The sequence below is a fragment of the Vibrio atlanticus genome (assembly GCF_024347315.1).
In the GTDB taxonomy this organism is placed as follows: domain Bacteria; phylum Pseudomonadota; class Gammaproteobacteria; order Enterobacterales; family Vibrionaceae; genus Vibrio; species Vibrio atlanticus.
In genome coordinates, this window is the sequence record NZ_AP025460.1 from 3,040,751 (window position 1) to 3,061,776 (window position 21,026).

Annotated in this window: 18 protein-coding genes and 1 riboswitch; of the genes, 9 read left to right on the plus strand and 9 right to left on the minus strand. The window is 44.7% G+C overall.

What is annotated here, in order from left to right:
• Nucleotides 1–2 precede the first annotated feature (2 nt).
• From lptB to mgtE, 7 genes are all read left to right on the plus strand, one after another.
• Nucleotides 3–728 carry an LPS export ABC transporter ATP-binding protein gene (gene lptB, locus OCV30_RS13650; RefSeq protein WP_009847740.1) on the plus strand — a complete coding sequence of 242 codons (726 nt, stop codon included), beginning with the start codon at nt 3–5 and terminating at the stop codon, nt 726–728.
• A 54-nt stretch (nt 729–782) separates the two neighbouring features.
• Nucleotides 783–2,243 carry an RNA polymerase factor sigma-54 gene (locus OCV30_RS13655; RefSeq protein WP_009847741.1) on the plus strand — a complete coding sequence of 487 codons (1,461 nt, stop codon included), beginning with the start codon at nt 783–785 and terminating at the stop codon, nt 2,241–2,243.
• A gap of 90 nt (nt 2,244–2,333) precedes the next feature.
• Nucleotides 2,334–2,621, plus strand: coding sequence for a ribosome hibernation promoting factor (gene hpf, locus OCV30_RS13660; RefSeq protein ID WP_009847742.1), 288 nt, complete (start codon nt 2,334–2,336; stop codon nt 2,619–2,621).
• Nucleotide 2,622: 1 nt separating this feature from the next.
• Nucleotides 2,623–3,081: a PTS IIA-like nitrogen regulatory protein PtsN gene (gene ptsN, locus OCV30_RS13665; RefSeq protein WP_009847743.1), complete on the plus strand. Its 459-nt coding sequence runs from the start codon at nt 2,623–2,625 to the stop codon at nt 3,079–3,081.
• Between the two features lie 4 nt (nt 3,082–3,085).
• Complete coding sequence (gene rapZ, locus OCV30_RS13670; RefSeq protein WP_065679699.1) at nt 3,086–3,955, plus strand: RNase adapter RapZ; 870 nt, start codon at nt 3,086–3,088, stop codon at nt 3,953–3,955.
• Nucleotides 3,956–3,957: 2 nt separating this feature from the next.
• A complete protein-coding gene (locus tag OCV30_RS13675; protein ID WP_009847745.1) occupies nt 3,958–4,233 on the plus strand; it encodes an HPr family phosphocarrier protein in 276 nt (91 codons plus the stop codon).
• A gap of 148 nt (nt 4,234–4,381) precedes the next feature.
• The gene (gene mgtE, locus OCV30_RS13680; protein WP_012604872.1) at nt 4,382–5,737 is read left to right on the plus strand and encodes a magnesium transporter; all 1,356 of its coding nucleotides are present in this window, start codon (nt 4,382–4,384) and stop codon (nt 5,735–5,737) included.
• A gap of 97 nt (nt 5,738–5,834) precedes the next feature.
• Here mgtE and pmbA read toward each other — a convergent pair whose 3' ends face one another.
• Nucleotides 5,835–7,178, minus strand: coding sequence for a metalloprotease PmbA (gene pmbA / locus OCV30_RS13685; RefSeq protein WP_017058910.1), 1,344 nt, complete (start codon nt 7,176–7,178; stop codon nt 5,835–5,837).
• Nucleotides 7,179–7,296: 118 nt separating this feature from the next.
• Between pmbA and yjgA the strand changes: the two genes are divergently transcribed.
• Nucleotides 7,297–7,821 carry a ribosome biogenesis factor YjgA gene (yjgA, locus tag OCV30_RS13690; RefSeq protein WP_017097545.1) on the plus strand — a complete coding sequence of 175 codons (525 nt, stop codon included), beginning with the start codon at nt 7,297–7,299 and terminating at the stop codon, nt 7,819–7,821.
• Between the two features lie 142 nt (nt 7,822–7,963).
• Here yjgA and thiQ read toward each other — a convergent pair whose 3' ends face one another.
• From thiQ to mpl, 5 genes are all read right to left on the minus strand, one after another.
• Nucleotides 7,964–8,668, minus strand: a complete 705-nt coding sequence (thiQ, locus tag OCV30_RS13695; protein WP_065679700.1) for a thiamine ABC transporter ATP-binding protein — start codon at nt 8,666–8,668, stop codon at nt 7,964–7,966.
• Nucleotides 8,668–10,281, minus strand: a complete 1,614-nt coding sequence (gene thiP, locus OCV30_RS13700; protein WP_065679701.1) for a thiamine/thiamine pyrophosphate ABC transporter permease ThiP — start codon at nt 10,279–10,281, stop codon at nt 8,668–8,670. Before thiP ends, thiQ begins: the two co-directional genes overlap by 1 nt.
• Nucleotides 10,282–10,406: 125 nt before the next feature.
• On the minus strand, nt 10,407–11,399 hold the full coding sequence (gene thiB / locus OCV30_RS13705) for a thiamine ABC transporter substrate binding subunit (protein WP_009847751.1): 993 nt from the start codon (nt 11,397–11,399) through the stop codon (nt 10,407–10,409).
• 53 nt (nt 11,400–11,452) lie between these two features.
• Nucleotides 11,453–11,572: riboswitch (TPP riboswitch) on the minus strand.
• Between the two features lie 43 nt (nt 11,573–11,615).
• A complete protein-coding gene (locus tag OCV30_RS13710) occupies nt 11,616–12,239 on the minus strand; it encodes a flavin prenyltransferase UbiX (protein WP_009847752.1) in 624 nt (207 codons plus the stop codon).
• Nucleotides 12,240–12,276: 37 nt separating this feature from the next.
• Nucleotides 12,277–13,635: a UDP-N-acetylmuramate:L-alanyl-gamma-D-glutamyl-meso-diaminopimelate ligase gene (gene mpl, locus OCV30_RS13715; RefSeq protein WP_065679702.1), complete on the minus strand. Its 1,359-nt coding sequence runs from the start codon at nt 13,633–13,635 to the stop codon at nt 12,277–12,279.
• A 268-nt stretch (nt 13,636–13,903) separates the two neighbouring features.
• Between mpl and fbp the strand changes: the two genes are divergently transcribed.
• Nucleotides 13,904–14,914 carry a class 1 fructose-bisphosphatase gene (fbp, locus tag OCV30_RS13720; RefSeq protein WP_009847754.1) on the plus strand — a complete coding sequence of 337 codons (1,011 nt, stop codon included), beginning with the start codon at nt 13,904–13,906 and terminating at the stop codon, nt 14,912–14,914.
• A gap of 89 nt (nt 14,915–15,003) precedes the next feature.
• Here fbp and OCV30_RS13725 read toward each other — a convergent pair whose 3' ends face one another.
• Genes OCV30_RS13725 through tamA form a run of 3 tightly spaced genes read right to left on the minus strand, consistent with a single transcriptional unit; the run spans nt 15,004 to nt 20,873 of the window.
• Nucleotides 15,004–15,357 (minus strand): gamma-glutamylcyclotransferase family protein, encoded by a 354-nt coding sequence (locus tag OCV30_RS13725; protein ID WP_065679703.1) that lies wholly within the window; start codon nt 15,355–15,357, stop codon nt 15,004–15,006.
• A gap of 48 nt (nt 15,358–15,405) precedes the next feature.
• Complete coding sequence (gene tamB, locus OCV30_RS13730; protein WP_065679704.1) at nt 15,406–19,164, minus strand: autotransporter assembly complex protein TamB; 3,759 nt, start codon at nt 19,162–19,164, stop codon at nt 15,406–15,408.
• The gene (gene tamA / locus OCV30_RS13735) at nt 19,161–20,873 is read right to left on the minus strand and encodes an autotransporter assembly complex protein TamA (protein WP_065679705.1); all 1,713 of its coding nucleotides are present in this window, start codon (nt 20,871–20,873) and stop codon (nt 19,161–19,163) included. Before tamA ends, tamB begins: the two co-directional genes overlap by 4 nt.
• Nucleotides 20,874–21,026: the final 153 nt, after the last annotated feature.

Consider the following 21,026-nt stretch of genomic DNA (forward strand, 5'->3'; position numbering starts at 1 on the left):
TCATGGCAGTCCTTACAGCAAAGAACCTAGCGAAGACCTACGGAAAACGTAAAGTTGTAACAGACGTAAGCTTGCAAGTAGAGTCAGGTCAGATCGTCGGGCTACTTGGCCCAAACGGTGCAGGTAAAACCACCTCTTTCTATATGATAGTGGGCCTGGTTGCGCGTGATGAAGGTACTATCAGCATTGATGACCGAGACATCAGTATCTTACCAATGCACAGTCGTTCTCGTCTTGGTATCGGTTACCTTCCTCAAGAAGCATCCATTTTTCGTAAATTGTCAGTTGAAGACAACATCATGGCTGTTTTGCAAACGCGCGATGAGATGACTAACGCGCAACGTCAAGATAAGCTGGAAGATCTTCTCGAAGAGTTCCACATCCAACATATTCGAGCGAGTAATGGTATGGCTTTGTCAGGTGGTGAGCGTCGCCGTGTTGAGATTGCTCGTGCGCTAGCAGCAAACCCTCAGTTCATTCTTCTGGACGAACCTTTTGCTGGTGTTGACCCTATATCGGTTATCGATATCAAAAAAATCATTGTTCACTTACGCGATCGCGGCTTAGGCGTTTTGATTACCGACCACAACGTTCGCGAAACATTAGACGTGTGTGAAAAAGCTTACATCGTAAGTCAAGGGCATCTAATAGCTGAGGGAACTCCTGAAGATGTTCTCAATAACGAACAAGTTAAACAAGTTTATCTAGGCGAACAATTCCGTCTATGATTAGATAGAGAGTATCGAGAGTTCTTAGAATAATAACTAGGTAAGTAACACTGAATGAAACCCTCATTACAACTTAAGCTAGGCCAACAGTTAGCAATGACTCCTCAATTGCAACAAGCGATTCGTTTGTTGCAATTGTCTACTTTGGATTTGCAACAAGAGATTCAAGAAGCACTTGAATCGAACCCACTACTCGATGTCGAAGATGGCAATGAAGATACGCCAACATCGGAAGAAAAACCTAGCAGTGACGAGAAAGAAACAGTTGAAACAGTAGAACAAGACTTACCTGATAGCTCCGATTTGATCGAAAAATCAGAGATCGGCAACGAACTAGAAATCGATACAACTTGGGAAGACGTTTACAGCGCAAACACAGGTAACACTGGCATTGCGATTGATGACGACATGCCCGTTTATCAAGGCGAAACCACACAAAGTCTATACGATTACCTGCTCTGGCAACTCGATTTAACACCATTCACAGAAACTGACCGCAGCATAGCTTTTGCGCTAATTGATGCTATCGATGACCGCGGTTACCTGACCGTATCTTGTGAAGACATCCTTGAGAACTTCGACAACGAAGAGATCGAGCTTGATGAAATTGAAGCCGTTCGTAAACGAATTCAGCAGTTTGATCCGCTAGGTGTCGGTTCTGTGAATCTGCAAGATTGCTTGTTACTGCAATTGGCGACCTTCCCACAAGATACCCCTTGGCTTAACGAAGCTAAGTTAGTACTTACTAGCCATATCGACCAACTCGGCAATCGCGATTACAAACTGGTTATCAAAGAGACCAAGTTGAAAGAAGCGGAATTACGCGAAGTTTTGCAATTAATCCAACAGCTGGACCCTCGCCCTGGCAGTAAGATCACGCCAGACGAAACTGAGTATGTGGTTCCTGACGTATCCGTCTTCAAAGAGCTTGGGAAATGGTTGGTCACCATTAATCCAGATAGCGTGCCAAAACTAAAAGTAAATCAACAATACGCGGCCCTTAGTAGCAAAGGCAGTAGTGCTGACAACCAATTTATCCGCTCAAATTTGCAAGAAGCAAAATGGCTAATTAAAAGTCTAGAGAGCCGAAATGAAACACTACTAAAAGTCGCTCGGTGTATTGTTGAACATCAACGCGGTTTCTTCGAACATGGCGCAGAAGCCATGAAGCCGATGGTACTGAATGATGTGGCTTTAGCTGTTGATATGCACGAATCCACGATCTCTCGTGTGACGACTCAAAAATTCATGCACACACCGCGTGGCATCTTCGAACTCAAGTACTTTTTCTCAAGCCATGTCAGCACTGACAATGGCGGTGAATGTTCATCTACAGCAATTCGCGCACTCATTAAGAAGCTTGTCGCAGCGGAAAATACCGCAAAGCCTCTAAGTGATAGTAAGATTGCTGCTTTACTGGCTGACCAAGGAATTCAGGTAGCTAGACGTACCATAGCGAAATACCGTGAATCTCTGGGCATTGCCCCATCGAGTCAGCGTAAACGCCTGTTATAAACTAAAGTAGTTAGCTCTTTATTCATTAACGATTGATTAGTTAACTATTAATTTAGTTGTAACCTGGCAACCAACTGAAAAGGAAAGTCTATGCAAATCAATATTCAAGGCCATCACGTTGATCTTACCGATTCAATGCAAGACTATGTTCACACCAAATTCGACAAACTTGAGCGCTTCTTTGATCATATCAATAGTGTTCAAGTTGTTTTAAAAGTTGAGAAAATCAATCAAATCGCAGAAGCTACCCTGCATATAAATCAAGGGGAAATTCATGCGACAGCAACAGATGAAAGCATGTATGCCGCAATTGATTCATTGGTTGATAAACTTGTTCGCCAACTCAACAAGCACAAAGAAAAACTAAGTAGTCACTAACATGCAATTAAGCGAAGTACTTTCATTGGACTGCACTAAAAGTGCAGTCCAATGCACAAGCAAAAAAAGAGCCCTTGAGCTGATCAGTCAAATCGCAGCAGAAAGCTGCGGTCAAGATTCAACAGAACTGTTTGAGTGCATGCTGAGCCGTGAAAAAATGGGCAGTACAGGTATCGGTAACGGTATCGCGATTCCCCATGCACGCATGAATGTCAGTGATAAAGCGATTGCTGTATTAATACAATGCCAAGACCCAATCGAATTTGATGCTATCGATAACCGCCCAGTTGATCTACTGTTTGCTCTACTTGTTCCTAGTGAACAATGTAAAGAGCATCTGAAAACCCTTTCTTGTATGGCAGAGCGACTTAACGACAAGCAGACTCTTAAACAGTTGCGTAATGCTCAAAGCGATCAAGAGCTTTACGACATCATGATTCAAGTGCCAACTTGCGAGTAATAACATGCGATTAATCGTTGTTAGTGGCCAGTCAGGAGCCGGGAAAAGTGTTGCGCTACGAGTTCTTGAAGACTTGGGGTATTACTGTGTTGATAACCTACCAGTAAACCTGCTCAACGACTTCGTCGAATCGGTACGCGAGATCAATCAAAACGTCGCTGTTAGCATTGATATTCGTAACCTACCAAAAGAGCCTCAGTTAGTTACAGAAACGCTAGACCAGCTAGAAGCCGCCACAGATATAGACCTAAACGTCTTATTTCTAGATGCGAGTAAACAGACGCTACTCAAGCGCTACAGCGAAACACGCAGAATTCATCCTTTATCGATCGGCCAAGAAAAACTCTCTCTTGAACAAGCTATTGATTTAGAAAAAACACTTCTGACTCCTCTTGTAGAGCAAGCCAGCATTGTGATTGATAGCAGTGACTGTAACCTCTACGAATTGAGTGAACAGGTTCGTTTCAAAGTAGAGGGCAAAGAAAAACAAGAACTCATTATCGTTTTTCAGTCTTTCGGCTTTAAGTTCGGCCTACCAAGTGATGCCGATTATGTGTTTGATGTTCGATTTCTGCCAAACCCTCACTGGGAACCGGCACTACGACCATTGACGGGGCTTGAAGCTCCAATTCACTCTTTCCTAGAGAAACACGCTGAAGTTCTTGAACTCAAGCAACAAATTCAAGGCTTTGTTGAGCAGTGGTTACCCATGTTAGAGAAGAATAATCGCAGTTACCTAACGGTCGCGATTGGTTGCACTGGCGGCAAACACCGCTCAGTTTATCTAACTCAGAAAATTGGTGAATACTTCGAACAACTCGGTCATCAAGTTCAAATCAGACATGCCTCCCTAGAGAAGCACCAACAGGGCTAACCATGGAATTAACTCGAACTGTACTGATCCAAAATCGCTTGGGTCTTCACGCTAGAGCAGCCGTAAAATTGGTTGAGCTTGCCCAAAGTTTTGATGCAACTATCACTATCCATAGCGAAGAAGATAAAATCGCAACTGCAGACAGTGTGATGGGTTTGCTTATGCTGGAATCAGCGCAAGGGCAACACATCACGATCCAAGCTACAGGCACCGATTCACAACAAGCACTGGATGCTGTTTGCCACCTCATTGAAGACAAGTTTGATGAGGGTGAGTAGCGAAAACGAGTCACTCACAACACTGAAGACTCAAACTTCGAACCAACCAGTATTAAATCTTAGTTCTAGCTAAGTTTATGATTTAAATAAGCCCCAGAATTAAGTTACTATTCCAAGCATTGTTAGAATAATGAAATAGGAGGAAAATATGGCAGAGCAATTAGAATTCGACCAAGCTCACCAAACCCTCCAAGAAGTCAGCGAAGCCCTAGAAAACGGCCGATTTGTTCACGTACGTCGACAACTTCAGGACATGGAACCTGAAGATATTGCACACCTTTTAGAAGCCTCCCCTCGCAAAAGTCGTGACGTACTCTGGCAACTCACCGATCCAGAAGACTACGGTGAAATTCTTGATGAACTAAACGAAGACGTCAAAGATGCGCTTGTGTCGAAAATGGCACCGGAGACCTTAGCAGAAGCAACAGAAGGTATGGAAACCGATGACGTCGCGTACGTACTTCGAAGCCTACCCGACGATGTTTCTCGCGAAGTCCTTTCTCAAATGGACTCCGTCGATCGTGCATTAGTAGAAACCGCCCTTTCGTACCCAGAAGATTCAGCGGGTGCGATCATGAATACCGACGTAATCACGATTCGTGGCGACGTCGATGTCGACGTTGTATTGCGCTATATGCGTATGCGTGGCGAATTGCCCGACGCAACCGATGCTCTGTATGTTATTGATGAAGAAGAACGTCTGATCGGTAACCTATCGCTTACCACACTAGTAACAACTCAGCCCGATGTTCCGGTTTCCGAAGTGATGGAAGATGCTGACGAAGCGATCGCGGTTGAAACCAGTGCTTCCGATATCGCCAGTCTGTTCGAACGTCGTAATTGGGTTTCTGCACCCGTTGTTGATAGTAACCAGCATCTTGTTGGCCGTATCACTATCGATGACGTGGTTGATGTTATCCGTGAAGACGCCGAGCACTCAATGATGAGCATGGCGGGTATGGACGATGACGAAGATACCTTCGCTCCAGTCGTAAAATCTGCTCGTCGTCGTAGTGTCTGGTTGGGTGCTAACGTACTCGCAGCACTTGCTGCTGCATCTGTATCCAATATGTTTGAAGCAACACTCGACCAAATGGCAGCGATTGCGGTTCTAATGACTATCGTACCTTCAATGGGCGGGGTTGCTGGTAACCAAACCGTTGCACTTGTGATTCGTGGTTTAGCACTCGGTCATATCGGTGACAGTAACAAACGCGAACTACTACTCAAAGAGGCGGCCATCGGCTTCCTAAACGGCGTGTTATGGGCTGTTATCATTGGCGGTATAGTGGTTGCTTGGAAAGGTAACTGGATACTGGGAGGCATCATCTCAGCTGCAATGATGACCAACTTGATTGTCGCTGGTATCGCCGGTGTAACCATCCCAGTAATGCTGAAAAAGATGAATATCGATCCAGCACTAGCGGGCGGTATGGCTCTGACCACAGTAACCGATGTTATTGGCCTATCTGTGTTTTTAGGCTTAGCAACCATACTGATCTAGTTATCATAAGCAGCTAGCCAATTTTTGGCGAAATACAGAAAACAAAAAGTGAGCCATCGGCTCCCTTTTTTAATTCATCATATTGGCGCTAACTTAATTACTCACCCGCGACTTTCATCGACTCAAGCAAGATAGAACCCGTTTGAATTTGTGAACGCGTTTCAACATCGTTACCAACCGCAACAATCTGAGTGAACATGTCTTTTAGGTTACCCGCGATCGTCACTTCAGATACTGGGTATTGGATTTCTCCATTCTCAACCCAGAAACCTGCTGCGCCACGTGAATAATCACCGGTCACGGTATTAACGCCTTGACCCATTACTTCAGTCACAAGGAAGCCGGTGCCTAGCTCTTTTAGCATCTGCTCAAAGTTTTGACCCGTTGATTTAACGAACCAGTTATGAATACCACCAGCATGACCTGTTGGTGTCATATCCATTTTACGTGCGGCATAACTGGTTAGCAGGTAAGTTGCTAACACACCATCTGTGATGATTTCACGATCTTGAGTGAACACACCTTCACTATCGAATGGGCTTGAAGCCAAACCACGTAAGATATGAGGACGCTCAGAAATGTTAAACCAATCAGGTAGAATTTTCTGACCTAGGTGATCCAATAAGAACGATGACTTACGGTATAGGTTACCACCACTGATCGCCATCACAAGGTGGCCAATCAAGCCAGTCGCGACATCGTTAGCAAACATGATTGGGTATTGGCCTGTTGGTAGCTTTTTCGCATCCAAACGGCTAATTGTCTTTTCTGCTGCTTCCTGACCTACGCGCTCAGGCGTCCATAGCTCATCACGGTGACGTGCAACGGTATAGCTGTAGTCTCGCTCCATCTCACCGTTAGCGCCTTGTCCAATCACACAGCAGCTCGTGCTATGGCGGCTTGATGCGTAGCTAGCTAGTAAGCCATGGCTGTTACCATAAACTTTAACGCCATAATGGCTGTCGTAGCTTGCACCATCACTTTGCTTGATCTTATCGCTATAAGCTAGCGCTTGCTTCTCAGCTGCAATCGCAATCTCAGCGGCATAGTCAGGGTTTGGTTCATCAGGGTGGAAAAGATCCAAGTCTGGAATTTCTTTTACCATGTATTCTTTTGCTGCAGGACCAGCAAACGGGTCTTCAGAAGTGTACTGAGCGATATCAAGCGCAGCCGCGACTGTTTGAGCAATTGCCTTCTCACTCAGATCTGATGTAGATGCGCTGCCTTTTTTCTGACCGCGGTAAACAGTAATACCTAGAGCACCATCACTATTAAATTCAACGTTTTCCACTTCACACATACGTGTTGAAACACTTAAACCCGTTGACTTAGTAATAGCAACCTCAGCGGCGTCTGCACTCACTGATGCCATATCCAACGCTTTAGCTACTGCGGCTTCTAGCTCAACTCGTTGTTGGGCGACTTGCTGTTTTACATCCATATCTATTCTAATTTTTTAGGTCAATATTACGTAGGATAACAAGAATTTCGCTTTCTCCCCAAGATTCTTGCTAAAATAGGCAATATATTCGTTTGAGATAGTGACATAGGCAGAAAAGATGGCTCGCAAAAACCAAAAAGCCCCATGGGAACCAGAAGAAGAAATCATCTGGGTAAGTAAGACAGAAATGAAAACGGACATGGACGCCCTGCAAAAGCTGGGAGAAGAGCTTGTTGAATTAAAGCCTTCTGTATTAGACAAATTTCCGCTGTCTGAAGATTTGGCACAAGCGATTAAAGATGCACAACGCTTTAAAAATGAAGCAAAGCGCCGTCAACTTCAATACATTGGTAAAGTAATGCGCAGTGTCGATCCAGAGCCAATTCAAGCGGCTTTAGATAAGATTCGCAACAAACACTCTCAAGCAACAGTTGAACTGCACAAACTAGAACAACTGCGTGATCGTGTTGTTGCAGAAGGCGATGCGGCCATTTCAGACGTTATGGAAATGTACCCGGAAGCTGACCGTCAACGTCTTCGTCAGCTCGCTCGTCAAGCTAACAAAGAGAAAGCGGCAAACAAACCGGCTAAGTCTTCTCGTGAAATATTCCAAATCTTAAAAGAGCTAAAGCTAGGCGACTAATCTTCGCTGCCCTTTAATCAGAAAGATAATAAAAGACCTAGCGCATGCTAGGTCTTTTTGTTTTTGACGCACTCGATATCAAGAAGCTCTCAATATCAATAAGTACTCAATATTAAGAAGTACTCACAGGAGTGAAAAATCATCATTCACCCGCTTTAACAAACGAGCTTAGCTCTTGCTGTGGATGTTCAGCCGTCAGTGTCTCTATCGAGTCTGCAACCAACACCTTACCTAGCGCTACAAAAACGAACTTATTTGCGATACTGCGCGCATCACCTAAGTGGTGTGTCACCATCAGTACCGTAATGTTTCGCTCGGCGGCTAATCGCCTAACAAGGTTAAGCATTTCCTCACGAAGCAAAGGGTCAAGCGCAGAGAAAGGCTCATCAAGCAACCAAATATCATGAGGCTGAACAAAACAACGAGCTAACGCGACACGCTGACGTTGACCGCCCGATAAGTGCTCTGGCAATCTATCTAAATACTCAGCGACACCCACTTGTACAGCGGCCTGTTCGACTTCGTGCTTTTGGGTTGCCGTAAGCTTTAACCCTGGATGCAAGCCTAAGCCAATATTTTCACGTACGGTGAGATGGGCAAACAAATTATGCTCTTGAAACAACATCGCTAATGGACGCTGATGTGCTTCTTTGCCAATCAGTGATTGTCCCGCTACAGAGATCTCACCCGAAGTGGGCTCAATAAACCCAGCAACCAGTGCCAACAGCGTTGATTTACCTGCGCCACTTGGCCCCATCAGCGCAACAATATCGCCCTGCTCAGCTTGAAAATCAAAGCAAAACAACTCTCTGTGATAGTGGTAGTCCACATCTTTCATCACTAACATCATCGGTTCCTCAACTCTTTAGCATCGAGCTTAGATCTTCGAGTAAATAAAAATTCAATCAGGCTAAAGCTGCCAACACTCAGTAACAGTAAGCTCACGGAAACCACAGCTGCGGCTTCCATTTGATAGCTGCCTAATAATTGGAATAGGTACAAAGGCAGAGTTCTAAAATCTTGGCTACCAAACAAAGCAATCGCACTTAAGTCACCCATTACTAACATAAAGCTGATCGAGAAAGCTTGTGCCATCGGTGTTCGCAATGCACGCCACTCCACTAGCCTAAAACGCGTGAAACCAGTCATTCCCAAACTTGCGCACACATACTGATACTGCTGAGACAAATGCAGCATAGGTTGAGCCAAGGTTTTAATTACGTAAGGAAGCGCCATTAAACTGTTTACTGCAATCACGATAAAGAAAGCTAAGCTGAAAACATCGGTGAATGAACGCAGTAATAAGAAGAGCCCCGTACTGATCACAAGCCCAGGAGTAACTAAGATAATAGTGCCAATCAGCTCGATTTTATCTGCTCGAAAATTCTTATTCTGTAAGCGCCATGCTCGACTAGTCAGCAGTATTGCGATACCAATACCAACTGCGATAACACTTGCTAATGACGCGACTTTAACCGAGGTCATTAACGCAGCCCAAAACGGCTCGCTGCTCAGTACGATTAATGCCTGCGAGTTAATGCCACTGACGATAACCATGGCTAATGGCGGCAATACCAGCATTGAGACGGTGATGATCCAAAAGCTATCCCAAGCTTTTGACCACCAGCTGTCCTCAACCAAATATTTCTCTTCCGACAATTGACTGGCTGTCACTGAAATAGGTTTCGATAGGCGTTGAATGCTCACAGCTAACACACTACACAGCAGCATTTGCCATATCGCGAGTAAGGCACCAGCCTGCAGGTCAAAGTCGAATTTAATCGCCTGATAAATAGCGAGTTCGATAGTGGTTGATTTAGGTCCACCGCCTAGTGCCATTACGGTAGCAAAGCTGGTAAAACACAGCATGAAGACCAAACCACACACATGTGGCAGTTGCTGTCTTAAACGAGGCCATTCAACCCATCTGAATTTATTCCAATGACTCATACCCAAATGAGCACACAGTTTATATTGCTCGGCAGGCACGGTATCTAAAGCTTGTAAAAGTAAACGGCTAGCATAAGGCAGGTTAAAGAAGACATGTGCGAGCAAAATACCATTCAACCCATAGATCGAGAATGGCAGTTTAATATCGAAGTTCGCCAGAAATTTAGCTAACCAACCACTGTTACCATAAATAGCTAGCAAACCAAATACGCCAACTAATACGGGCAAAACCAAGGTCGAAGCAAACAGCCTTAACAACAAGGCCCGTCCAAAAAATTGTCTGCGACACAGAGCATGAGCAATAGGTATAGCAAAGCCAACACTCAGCACCGTTGAGAGTGTCGCTTGATAGAAACTGAATTTCGTTACATGCCAATAGTAAGGATCGGACCATACTTGGCTGATATCAAGAGAAGGGGCATTGCTTAGCAATGCCCCAACTGCCGAAACCACGAAGGCGGTAATGAGTATCGCAACCCAAACCCCGACCTTAGGTGTTTTCTTTATCATAAATTGATTTTTTACCGTAAATGGTTCACTCCAAACATAACGAATGAACCTTTAAATACAGAAAGCTAGTTTTTTAAAAGTACGTTAGAAAACTCATTTTCTTAAATAATAAGTTAAATAGTAAGTTAAAAAGTAAGTGCACTCTGCCATTCACGAATCCAAGGCTTACGCTTCTCGGCGATCTCTTCTGGTGTGAAGCTTAGCGCTTTCTGAGGAACCGTAAGTTGCTCGAACCCTTTTGGTAGCTCAACATCGGTCACTGGGTACATCCAGTTGCCAGTAGGCATCGCCGATTGGAACTCATCACTTAAGATAAATGCCATAAACTCATCGGCAAGCTTTTCGTTCTTGCTTCCTTTAACCTTCGCTGCCACTTCCACTTGAGTGTAATGACCTTCTTCAAAGCTTGCAGCTGCGTACTTAGAATCACTTTCTGCAATGATGTGATAAGCAGGAGAAGTTGTGTAAGACAACACTAAATCAGACTCGCCTTCTAGGAACATAGAGTAAGCTTCAGACCAGCCTTTAGTCACAGTCACCGTTTTCTGAGCAAGCTTCTTCCATGCTGCAGTTGCTTCATCACCGTAAACCGACTTCATCCATAGCATCATGCCTTGGCCTGGTGTTGATGTACGTGGATCTTGATAGATAACCTTAAGATCGTCACGTTGCTCAACCAGTTCTTTCAGGCTCTTTGGCGGGTTTGCTAGCTTCTCTTTGTTATAGATAAACGCAAAGTAACCAAAATCATAAGGAACAAAGGTACTGTCGTTCCAACCGTTAGGAAGCGTCACAGATGATGTATCAACACTGTGCTCAGCCAATAAGCCTGTAGATTTCGCTTCAGCCATGAGATTATTATCTAGGCCTAAAATGATGTCAGCTTTGCTGTTGCCACCTTCAAGACGTAAGCGGTTTAGAATAGACACACCATCTTCTAACGCGACAAAATTCACATCACAACCACACTTTTCTTCGAATGCTTTTTCAACGGCAGGACGAGGGCCCCAATCCGCAGCAAAAGAGTCGTAAGTGTAAACAGTTAAAGTGTTGTCTGCTGCGAAGGCAGAAAAAGAGATGGCTGTAGTAACAGCAAGAGTTGTTAATGTTAATTTCACTGGACGCTCTCCATGGTCTGAGCGGCACAGGTTTGAGGGAGGAGAACGGTAGAGGTTGTTCCTAACTCAATTCCTACGCCAGCATTATCTGGTTCAGGTTTACGGGTCCCAAGTGTCTGCTTGATCTCAGCTCGCATTCATTATTTGAATGGTTCGCTCCCCGATGAGTGTTCAGGATTGTAATTTGATTTTGAACAATAAGCCATCAAGTTTGGATCAATTACGTTGATCGTAACCCCAACGTGGCACTAAACCTTGCTCGATACCAAGATGGTCTAGAATGCGTGCCACCATAAAGTCGACTAGGTCTTCAATCGACTTAGGTTGATGATAAAAACCCGGAGCTGCAGGCATAATCGTCACGCCCATGGTCGATAGCTTATGCATATTCTCTAAATGCAACGTAGAAAATGGCGTCTCACGAACCACCAACAACAACTGTCCTCGCTCTTTCATAACCACGTCTGCTGCACGCTCGATCAAGTTATCTGATAGGCCATGAGCAATCGATGCCAAGCTTCCCGCAGAGCATGGACACACCACCATCTGCTTCGGTGCTGCTGAACCAGAGGCAACCGGTGAGAACCAATCATCTTTGCCACACACCACCAGCTTTTCTGGGTCGCAATCTAAATGCTTAACCAAAGCTTGTTTCGCAGCATCTGGTCCAGCAGGTAACTTAAGTTCATGCTCGGTCGCCAACACCACTCGCGCTGCCGATGATATCAGCAAGTAGACCTGATAATCGGCGGCCAAAAGGCATTCAAGTAAACGCAGGCCATAAGGCGCACCGGATGCGCCAGTGAAAGCAAGAGTTATCGCTTTATCGTGTTTTGTCATGTTCTCAATTACTTCAAATTATAAGGTCGTGGATGCGTTAGCCTTTTAGTGCCAATCCATCCAACAGTTTCTGATGAATACCACCAAAGCCACCATTACTCATTACCAAGATTTGGTCACCCGCTTGTGCCTCAGAGACAATTTTAGCAACGAATGCATCCATGTCATCACACACGTGCGCGGGTTGGTGACACGCATCGGCGACGTCTTGTACCGACCAATCAATGTTATTGGGTTGGAATAAGTAAGTAGAATCCGCTTGCTTCAACGAATCAGCCAACGTTTCTTTGTGCACTCCACGTTTCATTGTGGCAGAACGAGGCTCTAAAACGGCAATTATTTTTTTCGTGTCGACCTTATTACGTAAACCGCCTAGCGTAAGTTCAATTGCCGTTGGGTGATGAGCAAAATCGTCATAGACAGAAACGCCTGCCACTTCGCCTTTAAACTCTAGACGACGTTTGGTGTTGATGAACTTCGCCAACGATTCACACGCTAAATCAGGTGTCACCCCTACATGTCGTGCAGCTGCAATCGCCATCAAAGCATTATTGACGTTATGGTCGCCAACCAAATCCCAGTCGACGGTTCCAACACATTCGCCTTGGAAGTACACCTCAAATTTAGAGCCGTCTTTAACCAGCTTCTTGGCATCCCAATCACCGAGTTCACCACTCGACTCAGTTTCACTCCAGCAGCCACGAGATAACACATCTTGGATCGCGGTATCTTGCTTCGGTGAGAAAATACGGCCATTACTTGGCACTGTGCGAACCAAATGATGGAACTGACGCTTAATCGCCTCAAGATCATCGAAGATGTCAGCATGATCGAACTCGAGGTTATTCATTACCAAGGTTCTTGGGTGGTAGTGAACAAACTTAGATCGTTTATCAAAGAAAGCACTGTCGTATTCGTCAGCTTCAACCACGAAGAACATGCTTTCACCAAGGCGAGCTGAGATACCAAAATTACCCAACACACCACCGACAAGAAAACCCGGTGCGTAACCGCAGTCTTCAAGGATCCAAGCCAGCATGCTCGATGTTGTTGTCTTGCCATGCGTTCCCGATACCGCTAATACCCAACGATCATGCAACAAGAACTCTTGCAACCACTGCGGCCCAGAAGTGTATCTAAGGTTGTTATCCAATACATACTCAACACACGGGTTACCACGACTCATCGCATTGCCAATGACCACTAAGTCAGGCCTTGGTTCTAACTGGCTTGGGTTAAACCCTTCAATAATTTCAATCCCTTGAGACTCCAACAAAGTGCTCATTGGTGGGTAAACATTCGCGTCACTACCGGTAACCTTGTGACCTAATTGACGAACCAATACCGCAGCACCTCCCATGAAGGTGCCACAAATTCCTAAGATATGAATATGCATAAATTGCTTCCAAACGCTTGGCTAAATGAGCCATGTCTAAATCAAACTACTGCACTCATTATCATTAAATGACGATTAAAAGCGAGTAGCAATGCAAAACAAATTTAGTCGACATAGTAAGTGAGATCTGCGTCGCTTAGTTCATTACCATTAAAAAGATCTAACCTTTAGAATTTAAGTAGGCGTCTAGGTGAATAAAGCCCGAGTAAGAGGCAAATTCTATAGTGCTCAAATCCCCCTAATATTGAGAGAAGTTTAAGGAAATAACATGTCTGAGATGCGCACCCTTGGTGAGTTCATTGTTGAGAAACAGAGTGACTTCCCCCATGCAAGCGGTGATCTATCATCCCTTTTGTCGTCTATTCGACTTGCTGCAAAAATTGTTAACCGTGAGATCAACAAGGCTGGTCTAGTCGACATCACTGGCGCTGTTGGTACAGACAACGTTCAAGGTGAAGAACAGCAAAAGCTAGACCTTTACGCGAACGACAAGTTTAAAGCGGCTCTAGAAGCTCGTGATCAAGTTTGTGGTGTTGCAAGTGAAGAAGAAGACGAAGCTGTCGCCTTCAATAAAGAGCTCAACAAAAACGCAAAATACGTCGTTCTGATGGACCCACTTGATGGTTCTTCAAACATCGATGTCAATGTATCTGTTGGTACAATCTTCTCTATCTATCGTCGAGTATCGCCTGTTGGTACCCCACCAACACAAGAAGACTTCCTACAGCCAGGACACAAGCAAGTAGCCGCGGGGTACGTAATTTACGGCTCTTCAACTATGCTTGTTTACACAACTGGTGCAGGTGTAAATGGCTTCACCTACGACCCATCTCTGGGCACCTTCTGTCTGTCTCATGAAAACATGATGATCCCTGATGAAGGTAAGATTTATTCCATCAACGAAGGTAACTACATTCGCTTCCCTACGGGTGTTAAGAAGTACATCAAGTACTGCCAAGAAAATGAGCCAAGCGACAATCGCCCTTACACATCACGTTACATCGGTTCTCTAGTATCAGATTTCCACCGTAATCTTCTGAAAGGCGGTATCTACTTATACCCGAGTACGCAAAGCCACCCTCAGGGTAAACTGCGTCTGCTGTACGAGTGCAACCCAATAGCCTTCATCATGGAGCAAGCTGGCGGTATTGCCTCCGATGGCGCCCAACGAATCATGGATATAAAACCAACAGAACTGCACCAACGTGTGCCTTTCTTTGTCGGTTCTAAGAACATGGTGAAAAAAGTAGAAGAGTTCCTTGAACTTAACCGAGACTAATCATCTCGCTTATTTTTCAAATTAACGCCATTAAAAAAGCCAGCATTTACATGCTGGCTTTTTGTTCGACAACTCAGAATACATAGATGTTACGGGTTGTCCCGCTTACACCAGTCACCCGAAAGTATTTCTTTATTAGCCGTTAGATCAAGCTGATACAAATATACCCATGCTAGTCCAAATATAGTCTCTATTTGTTCGCGACGATACTCAACAGGAACATCTTCTAGCCGATCGAGCGAAGCCAAAACTTCATCGTTAATGATATAGACCTCGCCAACGACATTTTTCTTTCCAGAAATCATCGCCGGATAGACACCTAAATCAAAAAGAGCATACTCCTCAGGGGTGTCAAACCTTCCTAAGCACTCACACTGCTGCAAATAGTGGTGGTTGGACTGACCTTGCCTCAAGGTTCCATAAACAAAAACAAGTTGCTGCATAACCCCTCCTCAGCATTCGTCATCCGCTAATCAATCACGACTCAAGTGTTACTCGAATTCAAATTGATAGAGAAGATCCACGGCACTGTCTAGCCCCGATACGGCTTCAACATAGAGATCCTGCATCAATCGATAACGAACAGTAAACTCACCTAACGAGTTAAAGATACCTACGCCATACTTCACCTGTAAACCAGGGAGAATGTAGCCGCTGACCGTAACCTGGGAATCATCTCCAGAGCCTGCAGTATCCAATTGCAAGTCCTGTACGCCAAAAGCTTCACCAATTTCGCCGACAACCTTGCCGCTCTTCGCTAAACTCAAACCAATTAAGGTCGTCGTCATCGAACCATTCGACTCACCATCAATATCTTGGCCACGCAAAATATAAGACAGCGCATTGGCTTGCGGCATTGCAGGGTCAGAATAAATCTCAATCGTCGGCTCTGTCGCTGGGCCAGTCACTCGAATACCTGCTGTCACATCGTCCTGAGTATTATCAGGGTTACGTACCGCATTTATCGCGACGTATGGCTGGTCCGGAGGTCCGTTCATTAGAATCTTACCTTCTTCGATCAACAGGTCTTGCCCGAATGATTGGTAAGTACCATCGACGATGTTTACTTCGCCTGTAATAAAAGGACCTTGATCTTTTTGAGCCACGTTAAGCTTACCGACCAAATCACCTTCAAGACCAAAGGCAGACAATTTAAAGTCATCACCAATAGAAATATTAATATTAGTCATCACATTGAACGGGATCGTATCTTCGTTTTCTGGCTCTAGATCTTTATTCAAGATAACTTGATCAGAAGAGACACCAACCGCTGACGGTGGCAAGTCTTCTACAACAATTCGTCCCCATGGTAATGCAATATCACCGGTGATTTTCGCCAATTCTGGGGTGACATCAATGGTCATATCAGGCACGACCTTCACCTTGACCATCGGCGGAATATCAACCATCAACTCATCAGCAAACACTCTGACGTTAGAGTGCCATGCTTTAAGATCTTGCCAATCCCCGCCTCCCTCGATATCAAGGTGACCATCGGGCGTTTCAATATTCGCATCCAATTTTGCACTATAACCATCAAAGTCGAGAGCGATACGGCCATCTTTCACATCAACAGGCGTAACATCACCTTTGACTTGAATACCATCAACAGAGAATTGACCAAAGACTTGAGGGTGCATCAAAGAGCCTTTAACTTGAAGATCACTCTCAAGGTCGGCTTTTAATAAACTATATTCACCTAGGATTGGCTGTAAGAAATCAAGGTGGAAGGTGGTCAGCTTAATTGCAGCATCGACCATTTTGTCTTCGACAAGAATATCCGGTAGCGACACAGTTCCAGACAGATCACCATTGTCGGAAACATCCAACTTAAAATCGGCATCCAGTTTGTTGTCTTTTAGCTGGGCATTCAATGCAACGCTTTCCCAACCCAGTGTAATTGGCTCGCCAACTTGTTGAATAACCTGACCTTTCGGCATATCAACGCTTACCGTAACCTCAGGCTCACCTTGTTCAGACCACTTGGCATGAGCTTTAACATTCACTAAACCTTGCAGTTCCGTCTCTTTAGGAACAAAGGTTTTGATCTGATCGAAATCGAACTGATTGATTGCAATCTTAGCCTCACCTGATTTTCCGGCGCGGATATCCTCATCCAGACACACACTCGAACTAGCTTGTTTCCAACAGTGCGCTTGAACGTCGGCAAACTGCTTATCGACATCCGCCTTTATCGCGACAGGCTTGTCTAATACCCAAGGCCCCTGCTGAGTGGTAATTTTGACTCTGTCTAACGACCCATCCCAAATAAGAGAAGGCTTCTGAATCAATTCACCAGAGATAGCCAAACTGGTCGACACGATGTCGGATATCACATCAAGTGTCACAGTGTGTTTCTTCTCGCCACCACTCACTGTTAGACCAATGCTTTCCACGCTTTGATCTTGATAGGTTAAGTTCTTAGCTTTTAATACAAGATCGGCTTGAGCTTCAGGCAATGGTAGAGGAACCACTGAGCCATTAAGCGATAAGGATTCTAGTGTTGCTTCGTTATTCCAATCGACCTTATCAACATTAAGCGCGAGATCGACCTTTGGCTCTTTCGTTGGGCCACTAAGCTGGATATTACCCATCACTTTACCCGTCAGCTCTGGAACACTCTTATCTAACTGTGGAAAATTAATCGCAACGCCCATACCCCATTGCTTATCCAGTTGCCCTTGAGCCTTAATCGAATTAACACCGTGAGCCAAGCTCAAACCACTGGTTTTCAGTTTAGGTTCACCGCTCGCGCTGCGATCTGACGCTGACAACTGCCCTTTGATATCCAGAGGGTATTCTCGTAGGATCCCCTCGATATCGAGCTTAGGTAGTTCAATCGCCCAACCACCAGCTTCGGTCAGCTCACCAGTGGTAACAATGCTTCCGCTAATATTGCCTTCCGCTTCTGGCCACTGTAGTCCCGGTTGAATATTTTGTATCGAAACCTCAGCTTGCCAGTTAACAAGCTTCTTCCAATTCGCTTTGACCACACCATTAAGCTCACCACCTAATGTCTTAAGTTTTAGACGCTCGAGCTCAATTTGTTCAGTCGTACCTTTTCCCTGTAAGTCGATGGCTAACGCAGGAATTTCCTTACCATCCGCTTCACCTTTAAGCTGCACATTAAAGCCATCTAATGAGCCATCTGCTTTGAACTTTTTAATCGCCGCTTGGTAATCGCTTTTACCTGTCAAAGGCCATTGCGCTTGGCCGCCCTCTAAAAGAAGGTCAAATGGCAGAGTCGGTTCTAAGGGTTGAATATCCCCGGACAACGTTGCCTCAATCAATTCAGAAAACTGGGAATCTAGGCTTAGCTTAGCCACGCTGCCTTGTGCTTTCAGGGACAGTTTCTGACCAGCAAGGTCGGTTTCTTTCACCAATGCATCTAAAGAAAGCTCTAGCGGATAGCCGCCCTTGAGCTCAACCTTAGTCGTTAGATTCGCGCTTGCTTGTGGCATGTCGATCTCGAGAGATGAAACGTTCACAGAGTGCCCACCAGCTTGCGCTTCGAGTCCAAGATGGTTCACCACAATTGGCGTTTCTTGTTCTAAGGTAAAACGGTTGAGATCAAAACGCTCAAGTACAACCTGCAAAGGAATCCAAACTTCAGGCAACTCGATAGCTGTCTTAGCTGCAGTATCTGGCTCGACGATTTCTGATTGTGGGTCTTCAGTAGACTCTGCAAGTTTAACCTTAAGATCATTGAATAAGGTTGGAGATACTGTCAGCTTTTCCCCCTGCATACTCAGGGCAGTAGAGAACAAACCCCATTCAATTTCATGACCTAAGATATTCAGTTTGATATCAGATAAAGCGATTCGATTAATGACGATTGGTAGTGGTGTTTTTACCGATGTTACGGGCGGAGTAGGTTCTGCCTCTTCTGTAGAAGCTGGAGGCAATTCAGTAAGTGCAAAGTCCAGCCCTTGAATCGCTAAGCGGTCAACACAAACTTTAGGGTCGAGCAGACAGCGCGGATTGATAGCCAATGCCAAATTTTCAACCTTGGTATCGATATGTAGACTATCATCTTTAAACTGAACATTGTTAAGCGTAAAGCTTGGGAAAAGAGCGCCTTTAGTACTTTCCACTTTCAGTTGTGGCAATGCTTTTTCGGCGCCCCACAACACAGTATTCAACCCCGAATTGGTGAACAAAACAAAACCTAGTAGGGCGATTAACAATAGCAAAATCGACGTCAATGAAATCGACGCCCACTTTATACACTTACCCACCACTTTGATCATAATTCTGGCCCTAAACTAAAGTGCAGTTGGAACTCATCACCTTTTTTCGCATCTAGACCCCAAGCAAAATCTAAACTCACAGGACCGACGGGGGACGCCCAGCGAATCCCTACACCAGTACCATGTTTCCACTCTGGCGTGTCATTGAATGCATCACCAATATCGTAGAAAGCCGCTCCCCACCAATTCCCAACTAAGCGATATTGGTATTCAAACGAACTGGTTGCAATGAATTTCGCACCCGTTAGTGCACCACTTTCATCTCGAGGAGAGATAGACTCATAGCCATAACCACGGATGCTATTATCACCACCCGCAAAAAATCTTAAAGAAGGAGATAACTTATCAAATTCGTCCGCAAAGTTTCCGCCGAATTGAAGGCGGGTTAAACCTCGGTGGTTATTACCAATGCTTCGAATCCATGCGGTTTGCCCTTGAAAACGTACGACTTGGGTTTCAGATAACAAGGTATCATCAGCCGCTTCAACCATGATGGTTTGTTTATCGCCCCACATCGGCATTGAACCGCCTCGGGTTCGAGTGCGTGAGAAAGAGACACCTGGCAACACAAACTGCGCCAAATCGTCTTGTAAACCTTGTTTATAGTTTTCGACTAGGTATCGAATGAATACCGTGCGTTGCCAACCATTATCTAGACGCCAGTACCTTTCTAAGGCTAAGTTTGACTCCAAACTCTTGGTATCACGGTTATCCAGATTCTTCATTCCATACTTAATTTGATAGTAGTCATTAAGCACGTCATCCAATGGGATTTTATAAGCCGCCGTAATCGTCTGCTCAGGCTTGGAGATCGATAAACTACTATTAAAACTATGACCTTTCTCATTAACCCAAGGTTTCTTCCATTTAAGGGTACCTTTTACACCCAAGTCTGTTGATACACCGATACCCGTTTCAATTTGGTTCCGCGCTTGCGGAGCAAGGCTTACCTTCATCGGAATTTCTCGACCTTCACCCAATTGACTTAAATCAGGCTCAACAAAGACTGAAGAGAACCAATCCGTATTGGAAAGGTTTTGGTTGTATTCGCCAACTTTGGTTATCGAGTAAGGTTCGCCATCTTCAAATGGTTTAAGTGACTGCACCTTTTCTTCTTCTATTTGGCTACCAGTAACCTGAGTAGAGCCAAAGTGATAACGAATACCACTGTTATAATGAAGGCGGACATAAGCGCGGTTTAATTCAGGAGCGACTTCTAGTTTGCTAAGATCATACGCCCCATCGAAGTAACCTTTCGCTAATCCAAGGTTGCGGATCGATGATTTTAAAGAGTCATAATTACCATGATTCAAAATCGAACCTTTAGACAACTTGCTCTTAGCTATCAAGGCCAAAAAATCAGGATCATCTTTGGCTTCACCAGTCAGAACAATATCTGAAGCATAAATAACAACTGGCTCTCCCGGCTCAACCGTAACAGTCAATTCGGTATCATCTTCAGAATGAGTAAATGTGATATTAGGTTGGTAGTAGCCTAATGCATTCAACGCTTCTTTGATCATCGACTCCAAGCGAGATTGGAACCTCAATGAAACCGAATACTCTTCTTCAGGAATCGCACTCAGATAAGCATCCACATTATCTGCAAGCGCGCCGTCCAACCCTTTAGTTTCAAGGGAAACGTCAGCAAAAGCGAGCGTCGATGACAGTAGAGTGCCAATCAGAACTGGTAAAGTTTTTCTTATCATGTTTAATTGGTGAAGAAGTTATCAATACGTTAATAAGTGAAAAGAAATCATACCGCTAAAACGACATTGAGTCTGCAATAAATCCGGCAATAACACGGTCTAATGTAAAGACTTAATCAATATTAACCGGCCGTTAATATGAGCCTCCAGTTA

Coding starts and splice junctions, on each gene's coding strand:
- OCV30_RS13725 (WP_065679703.1), bottom strand. CDS start 15,357: ATGCAGCAACTTGTTTTTGTTTATGGAACCTTGAGGCAAGGTCAGTCC.
- OCV30_RS13675 (WP_009847745.1), top strand. CDS start 3,958: ATGGAATTAACTCGAACTGTACTGATCCAAAATCGCTTGGGTCTTCAC.
- mgtE (WP_012604872.1), top strand. CDS start 4,382: ATGGCAGAGCAATTAGAATTCGACCAAGCTCACCAAACCCTCCAAGAA.
- ptsN (WP_009847743.1), top strand. CDS start 2,623: ATGCAATTAAGCGAAGTACTTTCATTGGACTGCACTAAAAGTGCAGTC.
- pmbA (WP_017058910.1), bottom strand. CDS start 7,178: ATGGATGTAAAACAGCAAGTCGCCCAACAACGAGTTGAGCTAGAAGCC.
- tamA (WP_065679705.1), bottom strand. CDS start 20,873: ATGATAAGAAAAACTTTACCAGTTCTGATTGGCACTCTACTGTCATCG.
- tamB (WP_065679704.1), bottom strand. CDS start 19,164: ATGATCAAAGTGGTGGGTAAGTGTATAAAGTGGGCGTCGATTTCATTG.
- OCV30_RS13655 (WP_009847741.1), top strand. CDS start 783: ATGAAACCCTCATTACAACTTAAGCTAGGCCAACAGTTAGCAATGACT.
- mpl (WP_065679702.1), bottom strand. CDS start 13,635: ATGCATATTCATATCTTAGGAATTTGTGGCACCTTCATGGGAGGTGCT.
- lptB (WP_009847740.1), top strand. CDS start 3: ATGGCAGTCCTTACAGCAAAGAACCTAGCGAAGACCTACGGAAAACGT.
- rapZ (WP_065679699.1), top strand. CDS start 3,086: ATGCGATTAATCGTTGTTAGTGGCCAGTCAGGAGCCGGGAAAAGTGTT.
- hpf (WP_009847742.1), top strand. CDS start 2,334: ATGCAAATCAATATTCAAGGCCATCACGTTGATCTTACCGATTCAATG.
- fbp (WP_009847754.1), top strand. CDS start 13,904: ATGTCTGAGATGCGCACCCTTGGTGAGTTCATTGTTGAGAAACAGAGT.
- OCV30_RS13710 (WP_009847752.1), bottom strand. CDS start 12,239: ATGACAAAACACGATAAAGCGATAACTCTTGCTTTCACTGGCGCATCC.
- thiP (WP_065679701.1), bottom strand. CDS start 10,281: ATGATAAAGAAAACACCTAAGGTCGGGGTTTGGGTTGCGATACTCATT.
- thiQ (WP_065679700.1), bottom strand. CDS start 8,668: ATGTTAGTGATGAAAGATGTGGACTACCACTATCACAGAGAGTTGTTT.
- yjgA (WP_017097545.1), top strand. CDS start 7,297: ATGGCTCGCAAAAACCAAAAAGCCCCATGGGAACCAGAAGAAGAAATC.